Genomic DNA, 18,546 nt, shown 5'->3' with positions numbered 1-18,546 from the left:
GATATTCGCCTCCGGCTATGGACCGACCTGTCGGCGTGAATTTGCCGCGATGGCCAGGACACCGCCGGCGTAGACCGCCGCCGCGGCCCCCACCACCGCCGGTGACCGGCCGTCCACCGGAATCCACAGCGCCGTGCCCGCCAGCGCCAGCACGAAGGTGATGTTGAAGACCGTGTCCTGTAGGGAGAACACCTGCCCGCGATGAGCATCGTCGATATCGATCTGCATGGCCGCGTCCCCGGTCAGCTTGATGACCTGCCCCACCAGCCCGAGCAGGAAGGCCGCCGCCAGCAACAGCAGTTCGGCCCGCCGCTCGGTGTCCCCGGTGGCGATGGTGATCGGCGTGACCAGTCCCAGCTGCACCACGATCGCCGTCACCAGCCCGGTCACCACCGTCCGCGGCCGGCCGAGCCGGGGAATCAGCACCGGCGCGACCACGGCCGCCGTCAGCATGCCCGCCCCGGTGGCGGTGATCGCGGCGCTGAACTTCGCCAGGTGCGTTCCCACCGCGGCCTCGTCGCCGCGCCGCAGCACCAGCACCATCAACAGGGTGTCCGCGCCGAAGACGATGCGGTGCGCGCCGATGCCGAGGAAGGCCGTGGTCACCTCTCGCGACCGCCAGGCCGCGGTGGCGCCCTCGTGCAGTCCCGAGGCGATGGCCCGCACCGTGCCCCATCCGCCCGCGGTGCCGGTCTGCTCGCCGCGGTCGGGTCCCAGTGCGCGCGCCCCGAATCCGGCCACCGCCAGCCCGCCGACGATCGAGCCGGAGGCGCTGGCCGCCGTGGCCACCGCCGAAGCGAAGTCGCTCGCGCCGATCAGGCCGATGATCGAGAAAGCCAGACCCGCGCCCAGAATCGCGCACCCCGAGGCCACCGTCGCCAGCACCGAGTTCATCGGGACCAGCCAGCGCTGGGACAGCACCTTGGGCAGGGACGCGGATACGCCGGCCCCCACGAAGCGGCTCACCCCGACCACGGCCAGCGCGCCCAGCAGCAGCGGCGTGGCGCGGATCCCGGCCAGCAGGCCCGCCGCGGTCACCATGATGAGGATCGCGCGCAGCACATTGGCGTACAGCAGCACCCGGCGGCGGTCCCAGCGGTCGAGCAGCGCGCCCGCGTACGGGCCGATGATCGAATACGGCAGCAGCAGCGCCGCGAAGCCGCCCGCGATGGCCAGCGGATCGGTCTGGCGTTCGGGATTGAACAGGATGGCGCCGGAGAGCGCGGCCTGGAACATGCCGTCGCCGAACTGCCCGGCCACCCGGACCATGGTCAACCGCAGGGTGCCGGGATTCTCGCGCAGCGCGGTGGCGGCCGCGGCCAGCCGGGTGCGCGGCGTGGCCGGCGGCGGTGACGACACGGCGATCACCGGGACGGGTGCGTGGTGACCAGCGCGAAGACGGCTGCCCGCATATCGTCGGCCATGGGCAGGTTGTCGACGGTGTCGGCGTCGATCCACTGGTAGCGGTCATGTTCGCCGGGGTCCAGCCGAATCTCGCCGGCCGCGGCCTCGACCACGAAGCTGTATTTCCGCACTCGGGATTTGGTGCGAGTGGCGTAGTCGAATCCGCCCAGCACATCGGTGATGCGCACGACCCGCAGGCCGGTCTCCTCGAACAGCTCGCGGGCCACGCAGTCGGCGAAGGATTCCCCGGATTCCACTCCGCCGCCGGGCAGTTCCCACATCCCCCCGTGCGAGCCCTCCTCGACACGCCGTACGACCAGCAATTTTGCGTCGCGGAAGACGGCCACGCCCACCACGAAATGAGCGATCCCCTCGCTCTCGGCCTGCTGCCGGAGCTCGCGTTCGATGCCCGCGAGTACCTCGGGTCGCATCCCCCTGCTCTCCCTCCCGTTTCGCTTGCGGCACATCATGATACGGTCGCCCACCGAAACCCGCTGGCGGGCGTTCCGGCGTTCCGGCGTTCGGCGTCATCGCCCAGGGGCAGTCGCCGGGCATTTGCCCGCACCGATTGCCGAGAGCGTAGTACCTGGTCGGCGGCGTGCAGGGCAGCGCTGCTCTCACGCTAGAATTTAACCCGGAATTCAGGTTGGGCCGCCGTATCGGCCCCTACCCTGGAATCCGATCGGTGCTCGCCGGTGAGAGGAGTACGGCGGTGTCCACCCTCACGACACCACACATCGATATCCATCGTGGCGGCGACCGCATGAAAACCCGTGTGTCGTGGCTGGATTCGAAGCATTCGTTCTCGTTCGGGGAACACTACGACCCCGACAACACCCATCACGGCCTGCTGCTGGTGAACAACGAGGACATCGTCCTGCCCGGCGAGGGTTTCGAGACGCATCCGCACCGGGACATGGAGATCGTCACCTGGGTGCTCAGCGGCAGCCTGGTGCACCAGGATTCCCTGGGGCACAGCGGCGTCATCTATCCCGGCCTGGCCCAGCGCATGAGCGCGGGCACCGGCATCCTGCATTCGGAGAAGAACGATTCCTGGCGGATCAGCAATGCGCCCGAACACCAGGAACCGGTGCATTTCGTCCAGATGTGGGTGGTGCCCGATGAATCCGGGCTGACCCCCGGCTACCAGCAATTGGAGGTCGACGACGAGCTGGCCACCGGCGGCCTGGTCACCGTGGCCTCGGGCCTGCCCCGCTACCGCGATCGCACCGCCATCGCCATCGCCAGCAGTCACTCCGCCCTGCACGTGGCCCGGATGCCCGGCGAGGCCGCCGAGATCCGTCTGCCCGAAGCGCCCTACCTGCATGTCTTCGTCGCGCGCGGCGAGGTGGAGATGGAGGGCGCGGGCACCCTGTACGAGGGTGACGCGGTGCGTCTGGCGCGCAGTGGCGGTCAGCGTGTCACCGCCAACGCGCCGTCGGAGATTCTGGTGTGGGAGATGCATGCCCGGCTGGGCGGGCAATAGCATCGACCCATGAGCCAGTACCCGCCGCCGGGGCAGTTCGGCCAGTACCCGTCGCCCGCGCCCGGAAATTATCCGCCGCCCAGTGGACCGCAGTACTGGCAGGAGTCGCCGCAGGGCAAGGGCATGGCCATCACCGCCCTGGTGTTCGGCATTCTGGGCATGCTCACGTTCTGGACCGTGCTGCTGACCGTCGTCGGCGTGCTGTGCGGCGTCATCGCGATCATCCTCGGCGTGATCGCCGTGGTGAAGGCCCGTCGCGGCGCCTCCGGTGGCTTCGGCATGGCGCTGGCCGGTGCGATCATGGGCGGCATCGGACTGATCGGCGGCTGTCTGATCGGCCTGTTCGTCTGGATCGTCTTCAAGGACACCGGCGGCACCGACCTCATCGACTGCGTCAACAAGGCCGGCAACGATCAGTCCAAGATCCAGCAGTGCCAAGAGCAATTCAACAAGCGACTCGAGGACAAGTTCAGCGTCACCCTGACGCCCGCGCCTACCCGCTGACCGGGTGGCACTCGCGCGTGGCGGCCAGCACCTCCGCCAGTTCGGGGCGATAGTCCCCTTCCGGCGGGTGAGTCCACGCGCGATAGGCACTGTGTTCGTCCGACGGCGACGGCAGCACGATATTGCTGCCCGGCAGCGCTACGGACACGCAATCGCGGAAAAGGTCCGAGAACAAGGCCGTGTCGTGGTACGAGTCGTCGGTGGGGCCGGTCAGGAAGGTCCAGCGGCCGGAGCGCGGGTGGGCGATGATGGGCCCGCAGCGGTGCCGGGCCATCAGGCGGTCGCGAACCCGCTGCCCGAGGTTGGCGGGCATGGTCACGGCCCCGACAGCCCCGACCTCCAACATGATTCGGCCCAGTGCCGAGTCCACCACGCCATAGAGGCCGTGATCCTTGCGATAGCGCCGGCACCGGGCCAGCGCTTCCTGGGTGGCGGTATACGAGGACGGGTCCAGCACGCTCATGGCGAACCTCCTGCTACCGACCTTAAGTGTAGGCAATCGGTATGACAATAGTCACACGCCAGCGAGTTCCGCGGCGTAGCATCACTGGACATGGCACCCGTCTCGCCCACGGTCGCCCGGTGGGAGCTGGTCCTGCGGCTGCGTGAACTGCGCGAGCAGCGCGGCTTCGATTCCGCGACCTTCGCCAAGCGCGTCGGCCTCACCCCAGCAAACTGGTCGCACGTGGAGAAGGGCCGGCGGGTCCTCACCACCAACACCATCGGCCCCGTGCTGGAGCTGCTCGAGGTGGAGGACGAGGAACGCGAGGAGCTGTTGGCGCTGCTGGCGTTGAGCAAGGAGCGCGGCTGGTGGTCCCGGTCCTCGGCGCTGATCGGGCCGGAGCTGCAACGGTATTACGGCATGGAGCTGGGCGCGGAGAGCATTCGCAGCTACGACAGCCTGGTGGTGCCCGGCCTCTTGCAGACCGAGGACTACGCGCGGGCGCTCATCAGCGCCGACGTCATGATCCGCCCGGTGCAGGTGGAGCAGCTGGTGGCGGTGCGGCTGAAGCGGCAGGAGCGGCTGCGCGGCGACGACCGGGTGGAACTCACCGCGGTGATCGGCGAGGCCGCGCTGCTGCAGCAGATCGGCGGCCCGAAGGTATTGCGCGGGCAGCTGGAGCATCTGGCAAGACTGCTGGACGAGCTGGATTCCATTTCGGTACGGGTGATTCCGTTCACCGCGACCCGTGGCGCACTGCTGGGCGGATCGAGTTTTCATCTGCTCGATTTCGCTTCCGAAAATCTTCCCACCTTCACCTGGGTGGAGAGCGCGGTTTTCGGTGGGGCGGTGGAGGATTCGGGACAGACTCGCGATCTGCGGTTCGCATTTCTGCGTGCTCTCGACCAATCCCTCGGTCGCGCAGAATCTTTGGAGCTCATCACACGCTATTCGCAAGGGTAGGAGACGCATGCGTAACGGTAAAATGCTGCCCATGCTTACCGCCGCGAAGTATCAGCCGGAATCCACCGGCTGGTTCACGTCGTCTCGTACCAATAACGGAAATCAGTGCGTGGAGGTGCGATTCGACGGTGATGTGGTGCTCATCCGCGACAGCAAGTACCGGCGCGATCCGGAACACCGCCTCGAAGACGAGCCCATCATCACCGTCGCCGCGGCCGAATGGATGACATTCCTGGCCGTGGTGCGGGGCCGCCTCGCCGAGCGCACCCCGCTCATCGCGGAGACCGGTGCGGACGGCCGCACCACCCTCCGGCACGGCCACACCACCTTGATCTACACCCCCGGCGAATGGCGGGCCTTCGTCGCCGGGGCCCGGGATGGCGAGTTCGACAGAATCCCCCTGCCGGCCTGACCCGCAGGTAGGTCCACTGCAAGACGTCGGCTGGATCGGGCCGCGCCTCGATGGTTCGCGGCCGTCTCAATTCTGGACTGAGTGGAGCGGAGGAGCGGAGGGAGGGAAGAATTGAGACTTCGGGGTCGCGAATCCGCCCGGAGCGAAGCGTAGGGCAAATTGGACAGGGCAAGATAGACACCGTGACTTCGCAGCTGACGCCTCCTTCCGGTATCGACCTGTCCTTCCGTGACGCGGACGTGCGGGTGCAGGACGACCTCTTCGCGCACGTCAACGGCAAATGGCTGGAGAGTTACGAGATACCGGCCGACCGGGCGGTGGACGGAGCCTTCCGCAAGCTCTACGACCAGGCCGAGCTGGATGTGCAACGCCTCATCCAGGACGCCTCGGCCGCCGCTGCCGCGCCCGGCAGTGAAGAGCGCAAGATCGGCGATCTCTACAACAGCTTCATGGCCGCCGAGGTCATCGAGGCCGCGGGCCTGACCCCGATCGCCGAGGAGCTGGCCGCCGTGGCCGGCGTGTCCGACCGTTCGGACTTCGCCGCGCTCATCGGCAGCCTGCAGCGCACCGGCGTCGGCGGCGCGCTGGCCTTCTACGTCGACACCGATGACAAGAACTCCGCCCGCTACCTGGTGCACGCCACCCAGTCCGGCATCGGCCTGCCGGACGAGTCCTACTACCACAAGGACGAATACGCGGAGATCCGCGAGAAGTACGTGGCTCACCTCCGCCGCATGTTCGAGCTGGCGGGCCTGGACTACGACGCCCGAAAGGTTTTCGACCTGGAGGCGAAGCTGGCCGCGGGCCACTGGGATGTGGTGCGTCGCCGCGACGCCGAATTGAGCTACAACCTCACCACTTTCGATGCCCTGGCCGCCGAGAACCCGGAATTCGACTGGACCGCCTGGACTTCCGCGCTGGCCGCCGGGGTGGATCGCTCGGGTCCGGAGCTGTTCGCGGAATTGGTGGTGCGCCAGCCCGATTTCGTGCGCACCTTCGCCCAGGTCTGGGCCGCGGAATCACTGGACGACTGGAAGGCGTGGGCGGCCTGGCGAGTGCTGAAGGCGCGCGCCCCCTACCTGACCGCGGATCTGGTCGAGGCCAATTTCGACTTCTACGGTCGCACCCTGACCGGCGCGCAGGAAAATCGTGAGCGCTGGAAGCGCGGCGTCTCCCTGGTGCAGGATCTGCTGGGCGAGGCGGTCGGCAAACTCTATGTGGCACGGCACTTCCCGCCGGAGGCCAAGGCTCGCATGGTCGAGCTGGTGGAGAACCTCCAGGAGGCTTACCGCCGCAATATCTCCCGGCTGGAATGGATGGGCGCGGACACCCGGCAGGCCGCGCTGGCCAAGCTGGAGAAGTTCACCCCCAAGATCGGCTACCCGGACCAGTGGCGCGACTACTCCGCCGTCGTCGTGGATCCCGCCGATGTGGTGGGCAACTACCGCAGCGGTTATGCCGCCGAGCACGACCGTGACCTGAACAAGCTGGGCGGCCCGGTGGATCGCGGCGAATGGTTCATGACCCCGCAGACGGTGAACGCCTACTACAACCCGGGCATGAACGAGATCGTCTTCCCGGCGGCCATCCTGCAGCCCCCGTTCTTCGACATGAACGCCGACGACGCCGCCAACTATGGCGGTATCGGCGCGGTCATCGGGCATGAGATCGGCCACGGCTTCGACGATCAAGGCTCCAAGTACGATGGCGACGGCAATATGGTCGATTGGTGGACCGAGGCGGACCGCGCCGAATTCGGTAAGCGGACCAAGGCGTTGATCGCCCAGTACAACCAGTTCTCCCCCAAGGATCTTTCGGACGACCACAAGGTCAACGGTGAGTTCACCATCGGCGAGAACATCGGTGACCTGGGTGGCCTGTCCATTGCCTTGGAGGCGTACAAGATCGCCATGGAGGGTCGGGACTCCCCCGTCCTCGACGACCTGACCGGCTTGCAGCGCGTCTTCTTCGGCTGGGCGCAGGTGTGGCGCACCAAGGCTCGCACCGAGGAGGCCATTCGCCGCCTCGCGGTCGACCCGCACTCGCCGCCGGAGTTCCGCTGCAACGGTGTGGTCCGCAACCTGGACAGCTTCCATGAGGCGTTCGACGTGAAGCCTGGTGACGAGCTCTACCTGGATCCCTCCGAACGCGTGAAGATCTGGTAGGAGTACCCAGCTCTCGGATCTCGAGCCCCTGCCCCGCTGGGCGGGGGCTCGAAGGCGAGGGTCGACTCGGATTCCGGGTGTGGGTCAGGTCTCCCACGGGCTCGAGCATGATCACGCCCTCCACGCCGATGGTGGCCTGGAGCGGGGTGATCTCCTCATCGCCAGTGCCCTGGGAGCCGTCGATCACCCTGGGCGGGTGGACATTTCGCAGCATGTCCGCCGAACTCGCCCGTGCGCGGCCCGGCCTTTGCTAGCGCAGGCGCTCTTCGGTTTCCACGTCGAAGAAGAACAGTTCATCTTGTTTGGGAGTCAAGGACAAACGATCGCCGAGCGCGACTCGGAATCTCCGGTCGACGCGGGCCACGACCCGTCCCGAGCGGCTGGTCCATTCGTCGGCGACTCCGTGCGAGTAGAGGAAGGATTCCGACCCCAGCTCCTCGAGCAGCTCGACCTCGACCGCGAGCGCATTGCTCGGATCGGTCGTGACGTCCCAGGATTCGGGCCGGATACCCACGACCACCTGTTTGCCTTCGATACTGCGCGGCAGGGGAATTCGCAGCTCATTGAGCACGGCCGCGCCGTCACGCACCGGTGCGGTCAGCAGGTTCATGCCCGGCGATCCGATGAATCCGGCCACGAAGGTATTGACCGGATTATCGTAAAGCTCACGCGGAGCGGCGATCTGCTGAAGTTCGCCGTCCTTCATCACCGCCACCCGATGTCCCATGGTCATGGCCTCGACCTGGTCGTGGGTCACGTACACGGTGGTGGTGCCCAGCCGTTTCTGCAGGGCCGCGATCTGAGAGCGGGTCGAAACTCGCAGTTTGGCATCGAGATTCGACAGCGGTTCGTCCATGCAGAACACCTGCGGCCGCCGCACGATGGCACGGCCCATGGCGACCCGCTGGCGCTGCCCGCCTGACAGCCGGGCAGGCTTGCGGTCGAGCAGATCCTCGAGCTCCAGCATGGCCGCCGCCTCCTTGACGCGAACCATGGTGTCGGCCTTGCTCATTCCCGCATTGCGCAGCGCGAAGCCCATATTCTCGGCCACGGTCATGTTCGGGTAGAGCGCATAGCTTTGGAACACCATGGCCACGTCACGCGAGCGCGGCGGCAGGCCGGTCACATCGAGTCCGCCGATGCGAATGTGCCCGGCGGTCACCGCTTCGAGACCCGCCAGCATGCGCAGACTGGTGGACTTGCCGCAGCCCGAAGGCCCGACCAGGACCAGGAATTCGCCATCGGCGATATCGAGGTTCAGGTCGTCGACCGCGGGGCCGGACGCACCCGGATACGTGAGGGAAACACCCTCGAACTGCACAGTCGCCATGCGGCGGGTCTCCTTGTCCGATACTCACGCTGCCGGGGACCCGCGTGGATTGCGCGAGCTTCCGCCTCCGGCCCCTGACGGCAGCGCGAGGGTTCATTGCTACTTGGGCAGTTTGGGCGTGATCTGCCGGTCGATGATGGTCTGCAGCTGGTTGGCGATATCGCCGAAAGCCGCTGCGGTGTCGCGGTTCTGCAGGCCGATCTGCTCGAGACCGGTACCGATGATCTGGTCGCCGCCCGGCACGAACACGCGCGCGTAGTTCTGCGGCTTGGTCAGCGGCAGCTGGTCGATCGCGGTCTTGAAGTTCGGGTTCTTGGTCAGGAAGTCCTGCATGCCCGGATCCTGCTGCGCGGACTTGCGTACCGGCACATAGCCGGTGGCCTGCGCGAAGTACGAGGTATTGGCCGCATTGGTGATGAACTCGATGAACTCGAGCGCGTTCTTCTTCCGGGCGTCGCTGATCCGTGATGGAATCGCCAGGCCCGCACCGCCGGTGGTGCAGCCCGCCAGCCCGTTCGGGTGCGGCAGGAACCCGGTGCCGAACTGCACCTTGCCCGCGGCATTGGTGTTGATGCTCTTCAGGTCACCGGTGGAGCCGATGGCCGAGGCGATGATGCCGTTGCCGAAATCCACCGCGTAGGTCGGCCGGATGCTGGCGTACTTCTTGGTATTGATGGAGTCGCGCAGGTAATTGCCCGCGGCGAGGGTGGCCGGATCGGTGAACTTCAGCTTCCACTCGTCGGAGTAGGCGCCGCCGAAGGTCCAGCACGGACCCTGGAACGTCCACGCCAGGTAGTTCTTGGCGTCACCCCAGCCGTGCGCCCACTTGCCGTCGCCGACCACGCTCTGGATCTTCGGCCCCCACTCGTCGAACTCGGTCCAGCTCTGCGGGGTGCGGTCGGGCAGTCCGGCCTTGGCCCAGACATCCTTGTTGTAGTAGAAGATCTGCGTCGAGCGCGAGTACGGCAGCGCCCAGGTCTTGCCGTTGAACTTGTAGTCGTTGACGAAGGTGTCCACATAGTCGCCCACGTTCACGCCGGCCGCCGAGAAGTGGCTGTCCAGCGGCTCGATGGCGCCGTTGAGCGCGTAGTTGAACCACCACACGTCGGACACGATCACCACGTCCGGCAGTTCGCCGCCCGACAGGGCCGCGTTGAACTTGGTCGCGACCTCCTCGTAGTTCTTGCCCGCGTCGACCAGGTTGACCTTCAGGTCCGGACGCTTGGCCTGGAACCGGTTGATGAGCTCGATTTCCTGGTCCTTGGAGGTGCCGGGGTGGTTGGACCAGAAGGTGATGGTCTTCGAGTCACCGCCCTGCGTTCCGCCGCCGGAACCGGCGCACGCGGCCAGCGCCGCCGTGCCTGCGGCCGCGCCGGCGAGGCCGAGGAACCCGCGTCGCGACAACCCACCTCGGCGGGCCGAGAAATGAGCGGGGCTATGTGAATCCGACACAGGAATCTCCTTCTGGGACTTAACCCTTGACCGCACCGGAGGTGAGGCCCTTGATCATCTGGCGCTGGAGCGCCAAGAAGACGACGAGGATGGGGAGCATGGTCGAGATGACCCCGGCCATGACCGGACCCCAGTTGGTGACGCTGGGGTTCTCGGTGTTCTGCAGCAGGGTCAGGCCGACCGGCAGGGTGGCCACCCGCGCGTCGTCGGCCATGAGGAACGGCCACAGGTACTCGTTCCACTCGTTCACCAGCGTGACCACCGCGAACGCCACCATGGTCGGCCCGGACATGGGCAGCACCACGCGGGTCAGCAGCCGCCACCAGCCCGCGCCGTCCATGCGCGCGGCCTCGATGACCTCGCTGGGCAGCGACAGGAAATGGTTGCGCATGAGGAACGTGCCGAAGGCGACGCCGCAGAGCGGAACGATGATGCCTTGGAAGGTGTTTCGCCAACCCAGCTGGGCGACCAGCGCGTAGTTGGAGATGATGGTGATCTGGTTGGGCACCATGAGCGCCGCGATGATCACCAGGAACAGGATGTTCTTGCCCGGGAAGCGCAGGAACACCAGCCCGTAGGCGCTGAGCACGCCCAGTGCGAACTTCACCGCCGACACGATGCTGGTGACGATGATCGAGTTCCGCAGGAACTGCCAGAACGGCAGCGTGGTGGTGGCGTCACGGTAGTTCGAGGCCAGCCAGCGCTGCGGCCAGTACTTCACCGGCTGGGAGTAGACCTCCGCGTGCGCCATGAACGATCGGGTGAGGATGTAGTAGAGCGGGACGCCGATGATGATCAGCACGCACAGCATGGCGGCGTAGCCGAACACCTTGGCCCAGAGTTCCCGATTGGCGTGGAGCCGGTTCACTTCTCGTCCCCTCGGTCCATGATGCGCACCTGCACCAGCGTCACGATGAGCAGCACCAGGAACATGATGGTGGCCACGGCCGCCCCGTATCCGGCGCGCTGGTTGACCCAGGACTCGCGATAGACCTGATAGATCATGGTGGTGGTGCCGGTGCCGACCGGCCCGCCGCGGGTCATCACATTGATGAGGTCGAAGACCTGCAACGAGTTGAGCAGCACGGTGATCGACAGGAAGAAGGTGGTGGGTCGCAGCTGCGGCAGCAGCACCCGGGTGAAGGTGGTCCAGCGGCTCGCGCCGTCGATCTCGGCGGCTTCCATCAGGTCGGCCCGAACCCCTTGCAGCGCTGCCAGATAGATGACGAAGCTGTAGCCCAGGTTCTTCCAGACGTAGGTGACCGTGATCATGAACAGCGCCCAGTGCGGGTTCTGCGCGAAGTCGGGCGACTGAATTCCCAGCCGGTGCAACAGATCCGGAACCAGGCCGAAGCCCGGGTCGAAGATGAACTGGAAGCCCACGCCGATGGCCGCGCCCGAGATGACGTACGGCGCGAAGATGGCGGAGCGAACCACATTGCGCCCGAACAGCTTGCGATCCAGCAGCAGGGCCAGCGCGAGGCCCAGCACCATGCTGCCGATGACGGCGGCGAGGGTGAACACCACGGTATTGCCGACGATCTGCCAGGAGTCGTCGCGGCCGAACCACTCGGTGTAGTTGTCGAAGCCGACCCAGTTCAGGCTGGTCGCGGAGATGTTCCAGTCGGTGAAGGACAGGCGGACGTTGTCGATCAGCGGTCGATAGACGAACAGCCCCAGCAGGATCAGGTTCGGCGCGACCAGAACGATGAAGAGCGCATGGTCTCGCCAGGGTCTGCTGCGCCACCCGCGCCCCGGGGGCATCGGGAGTACTCGTTCGGGCCAAGATCGCACTCGCGCAGCCTTGCGGCCTCGAGCAAATGTCTGGTTGATTCGGGATGGTGGCCGGCTTAACTGTCGATCGGCACGCGCCACCGACTGTTCACCGGTCACACCCCCGAGTGACGCGGACATGGGCCGAATGATACGGCTCTACCCGCCTCTCCGGACCTTTTGCGCACGGCTGAGAGCCGTTCACCGACACGCCTGCGGGCCGGCGGTTGGGGAGCGAACCGATTGTGGTCGTACCCGGCGAGGTACCCGATACTCGCGAAATCGGTTGTCGCGTCCAGATTCGCGACGTCCACCCGAGCAAGCATCGAAGGCCCCGCCCGTTCGGGCGGGGCCTTCGAGTTCAGGAGGGGCGAGCTAGTTCCAGTCGCCCCAGCCGTCGGACGTGCTGAAGGTGCCGCCGTTCGTGTTCTTCACGATCACCGGGTCACCCTTCTTCACGTTCTCCTGGAACCACTTGGCGTCCTCGGTGGAGACATTGAGGCAACCGTGCGAGGTGTCCGAAACGCCCTGCTGCGCAACGCTCCACGGGGCCGCGTGCACGAAGATGCCGCTATTGGACATGCGGGTGGCGTATTCGACCTCGAGCTTGTAGCCCTGCGGATCGGTCACCGGCACGCCGTAGGTGGACGAGTCCATGATCATCTTGCGGTTCTTCTCGCTGATGATGTAGGTCCCGTTCGGGGTCTCGTGCCCCTTCTTCCCCATGGAGGTCGGCATGGTCTTCACGACCTCGCCGTTGCGGGTGACGGTGATCTCGTGGGTGGCGTCGTCGGCGGTGGTGATGAACTCGTCGCCGATGTCGTAGGCGACATCGGTGCCGCCCGCCTGGACAGTGACCTTGGAGCCGGCCGGCCAGAAGTCCTCGGGCCGCCAGCGCACCTGCTTGTCGCCCATCCAGTAGAAGTGGCCGCTCACCTTGTTGGTGGAGGTGATGCGAATGGACTTCTCAGCGGCGGCGTGATCGCTCACCGGGTCCTTGAAGTTGATGATGATGGGCATGGCCACACCGACCACGTCCCCGTCGCCGGGGCTGATGTTCGGGGCCGCGAAGTTGGCGGGCGGAATCGGCGCCTTGGCGTTCGGGTCGGTGGGCAGCGAGCCCGGCTCGGGCTGCGGCACCACCGCCGAGGGCACGCCCGGAACATCCGGTCCGCCCGGCCATAGCGGAGTCGCTGAGGCAGGTGCTGCCACCACTGCTCCGGTCGCCGCGACGGCGGCGATGGCGATCAGTCCCGTCTTCCGATACCGGGTATGGCGCACGGCCTGGTCCTCTCAGTGCCGCCTCCCCCGGAACTTCGGCGCACGGCAGAGAGCCGTTGACAGTGGGGAACGCGTGGCGGCGGTTGGGGAGCAACCCGATTTTGGACGTACCGACGAGTTACCCCGATGCTTACGAAATCAGTTGTCGCGGACCCATTACTACATGGCGCCGTCCGGCAAGCCAATTGGCTTCTGCCAGTTATGCATACCGACTAATCGGTGTGTATGCCGTCACGGGGCTGCGGGTCTGTTGCTCGACTGGCGCAAATGTGCCGATGGCATCGGCGATTCCCTCGAAAGTGACACCGGCGTGGCCACTTTCGGAGTCATCACTTCCTGAAACATGCTTGTGATCGAAATCACTGACGGCTTCAGTGCCCGACCACATCGAAGGTGATGGCCGTCCGGGGTCCGACCGTGATGGTGTGCGGCACCGACACCGGCGCGGGCCCGCGCGCGAAGCGCGGTGACAGCCGCAGCCGCACGTCGGTCAATACAGTAGCCAGCACAATCCGAAGTTCATACTCCGCCAGCGCCGCACCGACGCACCGCCGGTGCCCGCCACCGAACGGCGCGAACTCGAACGGGCTGTAGTGGCGTTCCAGAAACCGCTCGGGCCGGAACCGCCGCGGCTGCGGCCACACCGCGGAATCGGTGTGCAGCAGCTGCACCGCGATCCCCATGGTGTCACCCGCCGGCAGCGAGACCCCGCGCAGCGTGAAATCGCCCGTGAGCCTGCGCAATACGATCGGAACCGGAGGATGCAGCCGCAGCGTCTCCTGACACACCGCGTCCAGATACGGCAGCTTCACCAGCTCGGCCGGATCGGGATCGGTTCCGGCGGAAGCCAATTCGTCGCGCAGCCGGGCCAGCACGGCCGGTTCCCGGTGTAGCCGGTACAGCGCCCACACCAGCGCGGTCGCGGTGGTTTCGTGCCCCGCCACCAGCAGAGTGCGCAATTGCTCGCGCAGATCGGTGTCGGTGATGGCGGCGCCGTCCTCGTAGCGGGTCTCCAGCAGCAGCGCCAGCAGATCCGTGCCGCCGCCCCCGTCCGCGCGCCGCCGCACCAGCTCGGCGTCGATGAGCTCGTCCAGCCGATCCCGCGCGGCGCTGAACCGCTCCCAGCCCGACAATCCGAGAAGATTGCGCCGCAGGCCCGGTAGCAGAAATAGCACGGTCCCGAACGATTCCAGGAATTCCGTGGTGACAGAGGTATATTCGGCCCGTCGCACCGGTTCGTCGATGCCGAACACCGCCGCCAGGATCACCCGCAGCGTCAGGGCCCGCGCCGCGGCCCGCGCATCGACCCGGGTGCCCGGCCGCCATGGGTTCCCGGTGCGATCCCCGTTCAGTTCCGCCCGCGCCGCGTCGCGAATCGTCGTGCCGTAGACGCTGATTCGATTGCGGTGGAAGGCGGGCGCGAGCAAGGCCCGCTCCCGCCGGTGCCGCCCGTCCCGGGCCAGGATGAGCGAGGCCGCGCCCACCATGGGCTCGATGGGATTGGGCAGCGGCGGTTCCAGCAGATCCACCGGGGCCCGGAACAGTTCGCGCGCCCCCTCCGAGGTGCCGGTGAAGAGCACTGATCCGAGGGTGGGCATGCGCACCCGGAAGGGGTCGCCGTCCCGCCTGCGCCGCCAGGTGACGTACCACTCCAGGATGTCGGTGCTCATGGCCTCCTATACGAAATGGTTCGCCGCCTCGGTTCGATCTTCCGGGTGCCCGTGGTGTATGCATGGGCACAGAAGTCAAATCTGTTTGTTTCGAAATATAGGACCCGCCCGTGTTGCGTCAGCAGCCTTCCGCCCGGATCGCCCTGCCCGCGATCTCCGCCGCCCTGCTGCTCGCCGGCTGCGGGACCACCGTCGCCGGCCATCCCGAGGCAGCCCCCGGCGACATCGTGCTCCCGACCAAAGCCCCGATCACCACCCCCGGCAAACCGTCGGGCAAGCCGGGCTCGGGCCTGCCCACCACCACCCCGCGCGCCGACCGCGGCGGCAACACCGACTTCCAGGCCTCGATCGGCGACTGCGTGAAACTCGGCGGCACTACCGACAACGCCAGCATCGAGAAGGCCGTCTGCGGCAGCCGGGACTCCAATTACAAGGTGACCGGCAAGGCCCCGAAAAACGCCCAGTGCGGCAAGGACTCCGACCAGGTCTACTACGAAACCCTCAATGGGATGGAGACCGGTGCCCTGTGCCTGACCATCGACTGGGTGGTCGGCGACTGCATGGACGTCGGCAATGACGCCGCGCACCGCATCCCCTGCACCAGCACCACGGCCACCGAGGGCGTGAAAGTGGTGTCGATCGTGCAGAGCAGTCGCAGCGTCGACGACTGCCCGGACGGCGACCAGGGGTATGTCTACGACGAACGCAACTTCGTGGTCTGCGTCAAAACCCTCAACTAGGCCAACATCCTCAATGAGAAGGAAACGGTGATCCGATCACCGTCTCCTTCGCCATCTCGCGAATCAGATCGGCACGTAGCCCGAACCGGCGCCGCCCCGGCCATTGAGGTCGTTCATGATCGAACTCATGTTGGTGCCCACCTCCGGGCCGAAGCAGGCCACCGCCAGGTAGGCGTTCACCATGCCGACCAGGGTGGTGCCGACCACGACCGGCGCGCCGGAATCGCCCTCCACGACGCACATCTGGCTCCAGGTCTCGACGTTGGTGTCGAAGACGTCGCCCCAGGAGATGCCGCAGGTGTTGCCGGTGGTCCGGCCCTCCTTGCAGACGATCATGGGGAATCCCGGCGGGCCACCGATGCCGGTGATGGTGACATTGCCGACGCGGTTGACCGGGATGACGCGGCCCGGATCGAACTGGATGACGGCGTAGTCGAGGTCGTGGTTGGAGTAGATGAACTGACCGATCTGCCCTGCGGCGCGGTCCTTCTCGGCCCAGACCCGAGCCCCGGCGTCGCCGCAGTGCCCGGCGGTGAGGCCGACAAGCTGGCCGGAACCGTCGTGACCGATGGTGGTCACCGTGCACTCGAACTGATCATCGATGATGATTCCGGAGCCGCCGCCGATGACGGCGGGTGCGGCATCGGCGTGAGCGGCTCCGCCGCCGAGCAGCGCGGTGCTCAGGGCCACGGCGAGTGCGCCGGTCATCCCGGCGAGTTTGTTGATCATGTCCCTCCAAACGTCGGAAGCCGCACGAGTCTCAACCTGCGGTTACTCATCCTGTCAGTATTCGAGCCGGGTTGCCTCTTGTCCTGCCACATGTTGCCGAGCCGTGTCCTGCCGGGTTTCGGGCAGAAACCTAGTTGGATGGAGATATCGGGACAATGCGTAATAGCTATCGAATTCCGATAAATTTAGTCCTACAAATTGTTGCCCCGGTATGCGTTCGAATCTACGGGTTAGTCGAAAACTAGAACAAGTTCTAGATGACTGCCAGGTTCTTTGGCCTGTAAACCAACTCTGATGTGGCTGTTCACAGCAATACAACGAATGTGATCGGGCTCTATGACCGGAACCACAATCGGTGATGTGTTTTTCCTAACTCCGTAGTAGGGTGCGTCAAGCAAACAGTCGCCGGAGGCGGGTAACCCCGGCGTCGAGAGGGGTAGTCAGTGCAGTTGACCAAGGGCCCGGGGGACCAGGGGAGTCCACCGTCGGCGACACGGATGAATGCGGCCGTGGATTGGGCCAAGGCGTACTGGCAGGATCATCCGAAACGGTCGCTGGAAACCGGCGGCCGCATGATGACCATGGGTATGGCCGCGGTCGCCGAGCTTTTCATCGCGATCTTCCGCCGCCGCTTCCCTTACGGTGAGTTCGTCCGGCAGTGCGCGTTCATGGCGAATGTCGCCGCCGCCCCCACCCTGCTGGTCGCCATTCCGATCGGCGTCATCGTCTCCATTCAGGTCGGCTCGGTCGCCGGTCAGGTCGGCGCCACCTCGTTCATCGGCGCGGCCAACGGCCTCGGCATCATTCAACAGGGCGCACCCCTGGTCACCTCGCTCATGATCGCCGGTGCGGTCGGCTCGGCCATCTGCGCCGACCTCGGCTCCCGCACCATCCGCGAGGAGATCGACGCCATGAGGGTGATGGGCGTCGACCCCATGCGCCGCCTGGTCGCGCCGCGCCTCGGCGCGGCCATGCTGGTCTCCGTACTGCTCTGCGGTTTCGTGGTTTTCGTCGGCTTCCTCACCGGCTACGTCTTCAATATCTTCGTCCAGAACGGCACGCCGGGCTCCTATATCGGCACCTTCTCGTCGTTCGCGGTCACCGGGGATCTGATTGCGGCGCTACTGAAGTCGCTCATCTTCGGCCTGCTCGCCGCCATCATCGCCTGCGACTCCGGCCTGAACGCCAAGGGCGGCCCGGGTGGTGTCGCCAACGCGGTGAACACCGCCGTCGTCATGTCCGCCGTCATGCTCTTCGGCGTCAACCTGATCATCACGCAGATCTACAACTCCCTGTTCCCCCCACAGATGGTCTGAGCAGTGTCAGCAACGTACGTACCGCCGCTGCTGCGGCCGTTCAAACGCATCAAGACCGCGGCGAGTTCGCCGCGCGACTGGCTGGCGCGCATCGGCCACCAGGTCTTCTTCTTCCTGCGCTCGATCGGCTCCATGCCGATGGCGTTCAAGCACTACCCCAAAGAGGTCTGGCGGCTGCTGTCCGACGTCACCTGGGGCAACGGCAATCTCATCGTCGGTGGCGGCACCATCGGCGTGGTGCTGATCCTGTCGGCGTTCGGCGGCATGACCGTCGCCATCCAGGGTTACGTCTCGCTCAACCTGCTCGGCCTGAGCCCGCTCACCGGCGCCATCTCGGCCTTCGCCACCACACGTGAGCTCGGGCCCATGCTGGCCACGGTCGCCTTCGCGGCGCAGGCCGGCTGCCGATTCACCGCGCAGCTGGGCGCCATGCGCATCTCCGAGGAGATCGACGCGCTGGAATCGGTTGCCATCCGGCCGCTTCCGTACCTGGTCAGCACCCGCATGATCGCGGCCATGGTCGCCATCGTGCCGCTCTACTGCCTGGCGCTGCCGCTGGCCTACATCTCCTGCTCGCTGACCGTGTCCCTGATCGGCGGCACCGCGACAGGCACCTTCCAGCACTACTTCTATCAGTTCCTGGTGCCGCACGATGTGCTGTATTCACTGCTGAAGGCGATCCTCTTCGTCGCGATCACCACGTTCATCCAGTGCTACTACGGGTTTTTCGCCTCGGGCGGCCCGGAGGGCGTGGGTGTGGCGGCCGGTCGCGCGATCAAGCTCTGCATCATCGCGGTCGTCTTCGCCGACCTGTTCATGACTTTGGCGATCTGGGGCGTGAACCCCGGCATCCGGATCTCGGGATAGGGGGCGCACACG

The 18,546-nt window shown here is 66.2% G+C and carries 18 protein-coding genes; 8 read left to right on the top strand and 10 right to left on the bottom strand.

All coding sequences use genetic code 11. The annotated features are described in order from the left end of the window. Nucleotides 1-15 precede the first annotated feature (15 nt). On the bottom strand, nucleotides 16-1,359 hold the full coding sequence (locus GLP40_RS03725; RefSeq protein ID WP_328289646.1) for an MFS transporter: 1,344 nt from the start codon (nucleotides 1,357-1,359) through the stop codon (nucleotides 16-18). A gap of 5 nt (nucleotides 1,360-1,364) precedes the next feature. Beyond that, nucleotides 1,365-1,835, bottom strand: coding sequence for an NUDIX hydrolase (locus GLP40_RS03720; protein ID WP_154786439.1), 471 nt, complete (start codon nucleotides 1,833-1,835; stop codon nucleotides 1,365-1,367). Nucleotides 1,836-2,116: 281 nt separating this feature from the next. Between GLP40_RS03720 and GLP40_RS03715 the strand changes: the two genes are divergently transcribed. After that, nucleotides 2,117-2,890 carry a pirin family protein gene (locus GLP40_RS03715; RefSeq protein ID WP_328289645.1) on the top strand — a complete coding sequence of 258 codons (774 nt, stop codon included), beginning with the start codon at nucleotides 2,117-2,119 and terminating at the stop codon, nucleotides 2,888-2,890. Between the two features lie 9 nt (nucleotides 2,891-2,899). Next, nucleotides 2,900-3,394: a DUF4190 domain-containing protein gene (locus GLP40_RS03710; RefSeq protein WP_154786438.1), complete on the top strand. Its 495-nt coding sequence runs from the start codon at nucleotides 2,900-2,902 to the stop codon at nucleotides 3,392-3,394. On the opposite strand, the gene GLP40_RS03705 is transcribed toward GLP40_RS03710, so the two are convergent. Continuing rightward, nucleotides 3,384-3,857: a hypothetical protein gene (locus GLP40_RS03705; RefSeq protein WP_154786437.1), complete on the bottom strand. Its 474-nt coding sequence runs from the start codon at nucleotides 3,855-3,857 to the stop codon at nucleotides 3,384-3,386. The genes GLP40_RS03710 and GLP40_RS03705 overlap by 11 nt on opposite strands. A gap of 90 nt (nucleotides 3,858-3,947) precedes the next feature. Between GLP40_RS03705 and GLP40_RS03700 the strand changes: the two genes are divergently transcribed. The 3 genes from GLP40_RS03700 to GLP40_RS03690 all read left to right on the top strand — a co-directional run bounded on the left by GLP40_RS03700 (nucleotide 3,948) and on the right by GLP40_RS03690 (nucleotide 7,376). Continuing rightward, on the top strand, nucleotides 3,948-4,799 hold the full coding sequence (locus GLP40_RS03700; protein WP_154786436.1) for a Scr1 family TA system antitoxin-like transcriptional regulator: 852 nt from the start codon (nucleotides 3,948-3,950) through the stop codon (nucleotides 4,797-4,799). A 7-nt stretch (nucleotides 4,800-4,806) separates the two neighbouring features. Then, the gene (locus GLP40_RS03695; protein WP_230329222.1) at nucleotides 4,807-5,211 is read left to right on the top strand and encodes a DUF397 domain-containing protein; all 405 of its coding nucleotides are present in this window, start codon (nucleotides 4,807-4,809) and stop codon (nucleotides 5,209-5,211) included. A gap of 182 nt (nucleotides 5,212-5,393) precedes the next feature. After that, nucleotides 5,394-7,376 carry a M13 family metallopeptidase gene (locus tag GLP40_RS03690; RefSeq protein ID WP_328289644.1) on the top strand — a complete coding sequence of 661 codons (1,983 nt, stop codon included), beginning with the start codon at nucleotides 5,394-5,396 and terminating at the stop codon, nucleotides 7,374-7,376. Nucleotides 7,377-7,626: 250 nt separating this feature from the next. On the opposite strand, the gene GLP40_RS03685 is transcribed toward GLP40_RS03690, so the two are convergent. The 6 genes from GLP40_RS03685 to GLP40_RS03660 all read right to left on the bottom strand — a co-directional run bounded on the left by GLP40_RS03685 (nucleotide 7,627) and on the right by GLP40_RS03660 (nucleotide 14,882). After that, a complete protein-coding gene (locus GLP40_RS03685) occupies nucleotides 7,627-8,706 on the bottom strand; it encodes an ABC transporter ATP-binding protein (RefSeq protein WP_154786434.1) in 1,080 nt (359 codons plus the stop codon). A 99-nt stretch (nucleotides 8,707-8,805) separates the two neighbouring features. Further along, nucleotides 8,806-10,158: an ABC transporter substrate-binding protein gene (locus GLP40_RS03680; RefSeq protein WP_407671525.1), complete on the bottom strand. Its 1,353-nt coding sequence runs from the start codon at nucleotides 10,156-10,158 to the stop codon at nucleotides 8,806-8,808. A gap of 19 nt (nucleotides 10,159-10,177) precedes the next feature. Continuing rightward, entirely contained in the window at nucleotides 10,178-10,969 is a 792-nt protein-coding gene (locus GLP40_RS03675) for a carbohydrate ABC transporter permease (protein WP_154786790.1), read from the bottom strand. Between the two features lie 53 nt (nucleotides 10,970-11,022). Further along, entirely contained in the window at nucleotides 11,023-11,922 is a 900-nt protein-coding gene (locus GLP40_RS03670) for a carbohydrate ABC transporter permease (protein ID WP_154786433.1), read from the bottom strand. A gap of 384 nt (nucleotides 11,923-12,306) precedes the next feature. Next, entirely contained in the window at nucleotides 12,307-13,212 is a 906-nt protein-coding gene (locus GLP40_RS03665; RefSeq protein ID WP_328289643.1) for a L,D-transpeptidase, read from the bottom strand. 371 nt (nucleotides 13,213-13,583) lie between these two features. Further along, complete coding sequence (locus tag GLP40_RS03660; RefSeq protein WP_154786432.1) at nucleotides 13,584-14,882, bottom strand: cytochrome P450; 1,299 nt, start codon at nucleotides 14,880-14,882, stop codon at nucleotides 13,584-13,586. A gap of 110 nt (nucleotides 14,883-14,992) precedes the next feature. On the opposite strand from GLP40_RS03660, the gene lppU reads away from it, so the two are divergent. After that, nucleotides 14,993-15,622: an LppU family putative lipoprotein gene (lppU, locus tag GLP40_RS03655; protein WP_328289642.1), complete on the top strand. Its 630-nt coding sequence runs from the start codon at nucleotides 14,993-14,995 to the stop codon at nucleotides 15,620-15,622. 63 nt (nucleotides 15,623-15,685) lie between these two features. Here lppU and GLP40_RS03650 read toward each other — a convergent pair whose 3' ends face one another. Next, nucleotides 15,686-16,351, bottom strand: coding sequence for a chymotrypsin family serine protease (locus tag GLP40_RS03650; protein WP_154786431.1), 666 nt, complete (start codon nucleotides 16,349-16,351; stop codon nucleotides 15,686-15,688). Nucleotides 16,352-16,848: 497 nt separating this feature from the next. Between GLP40_RS03650 and GLP40_RS03645 the strand changes: the two genes are divergently transcribed. Together GLP40_RS03645 and GLP40_RS03640 are read left to right on the top strand one after the other, a co-directional pair. After that, nucleotides 16,849-17,667, top strand: coding sequence for an MlaE family ABC transporter permease (locus GLP40_RS03645; protein WP_154786430.1), 819 nt, complete (start codon nucleotides 16,849-16,851; stop codon nucleotides 17,665-17,667). Nucleotides 17,668-17,670: 3 nt separating this feature from the next. Continuing rightward, the gene (locus GLP40_RS03640) at nucleotides 17,671-18,534 is read left to right on the top strand and encodes an ABC transporter permease (RefSeq protein ID WP_328289641.1); all 864 of its coding nucleotides are present in this window, start codon (nucleotides 17,671-17,673) and stop codon (nucleotides 18,532-18,534) included. The last annotated feature ends 12 nt before the right edge of the window (nucleotides 18,535-18,546 follow it).

The sequence above is a fragment of the Nocardia aurantiaca genome, assembly GCF_009708175.1.
In the GTDB taxonomy this organism is placed as follows: domain Bacteria; phylum Actinomycetota; class Actinomycetes; order Mycobacteriales; family Mycobacteriaceae; genus Nocardia; species Nocardia aurantiaca.
Note: the sequence above shows the minus strand (reverse complement) of the source record. Positions and strands in the feature narration are given on the sequence as shown.

Excerpts from the sequence above, each read along its gene's own strand:
- GLP40_RS03720 (WP_154786439.1), bottom strand. The coding sequence starts at position 1,835 with ATGCGACCCGAGGTACTCGCGGGCATCGAACGCGAGCTCCGGCAGCAG.
- GLP40_RS03710 (WP_154786438.1), top strand. The coding sequence starts at position 2,900 with ATGAGCCAGTACCCGCCGCCGGGGCAGTTCGGCCAGTACCCGTCGCCC.
- GLP40_RS03705 (WP_154786437.1), bottom strand. The coding sequence starts at position 3,857 with ATGAGCGTGCTGGACCCGTCCTCGTATACCGCCACCCAGGAAGCGCTG.
- GLP40_RS03700 (WP_154786436.1), top strand. The coding sequence starts at position 3,948 with ATGGCACCCGTCTCGCCCACGGTCGCCCGGTGGGAGCTGGTCCTGCGG.
- GLP40_RS03695 (WP_230329222.1), top strand. The coding sequence starts at position 4,807 with ATGCGTAACGGTAAAATGCTGCCCATGCTTACCGCCGCGAAGTATCAG.
- GLP40_RS03685 (WP_154786434.1), bottom strand. The coding sequence starts at position 8,706 with ATGGCGACTGTGCAGTTCGAGGGTGTTTCCCTCACGTATCCGGGTGCG.
- GLP40_RS03675 (WP_154786790.1), bottom strand. The coding sequence starts at position 10,969 with ATGCTGTGCGTGCTGATCATCATCGGCGTCCCGCTCTACTACATCCTC.
- GLP40_RS03670 (WP_154786433.1), bottom strand. The coding sequence starts at position 11,922 with ATGCCCCCGGGGCGCGGGTGGCGCAGCAGACCCTGGCGAGACCATGCG.
- GLP40_RS03660 (WP_154786432.1), bottom strand. The coding sequence starts at position 14,882 with ATGAGCACCGACATCCTGGAGTGGTACGTCACCTGGCGGCGCAGGCGG.
- GLP40_RS03650 (WP_154786431.1), bottom strand. The coding sequence starts at position 16,351 with ATGATCAACAAACTCGCCGGGATGACCGGCGCACTCGCCGTGGCCCTG.
- GLP40_RS03645 (WP_154786430.1), top strand. The coding sequence starts at position 16,849 with ATGAATGCGGCCGTGGATTGGGCCAAGGCGTACTGGCAGGATCATCCG.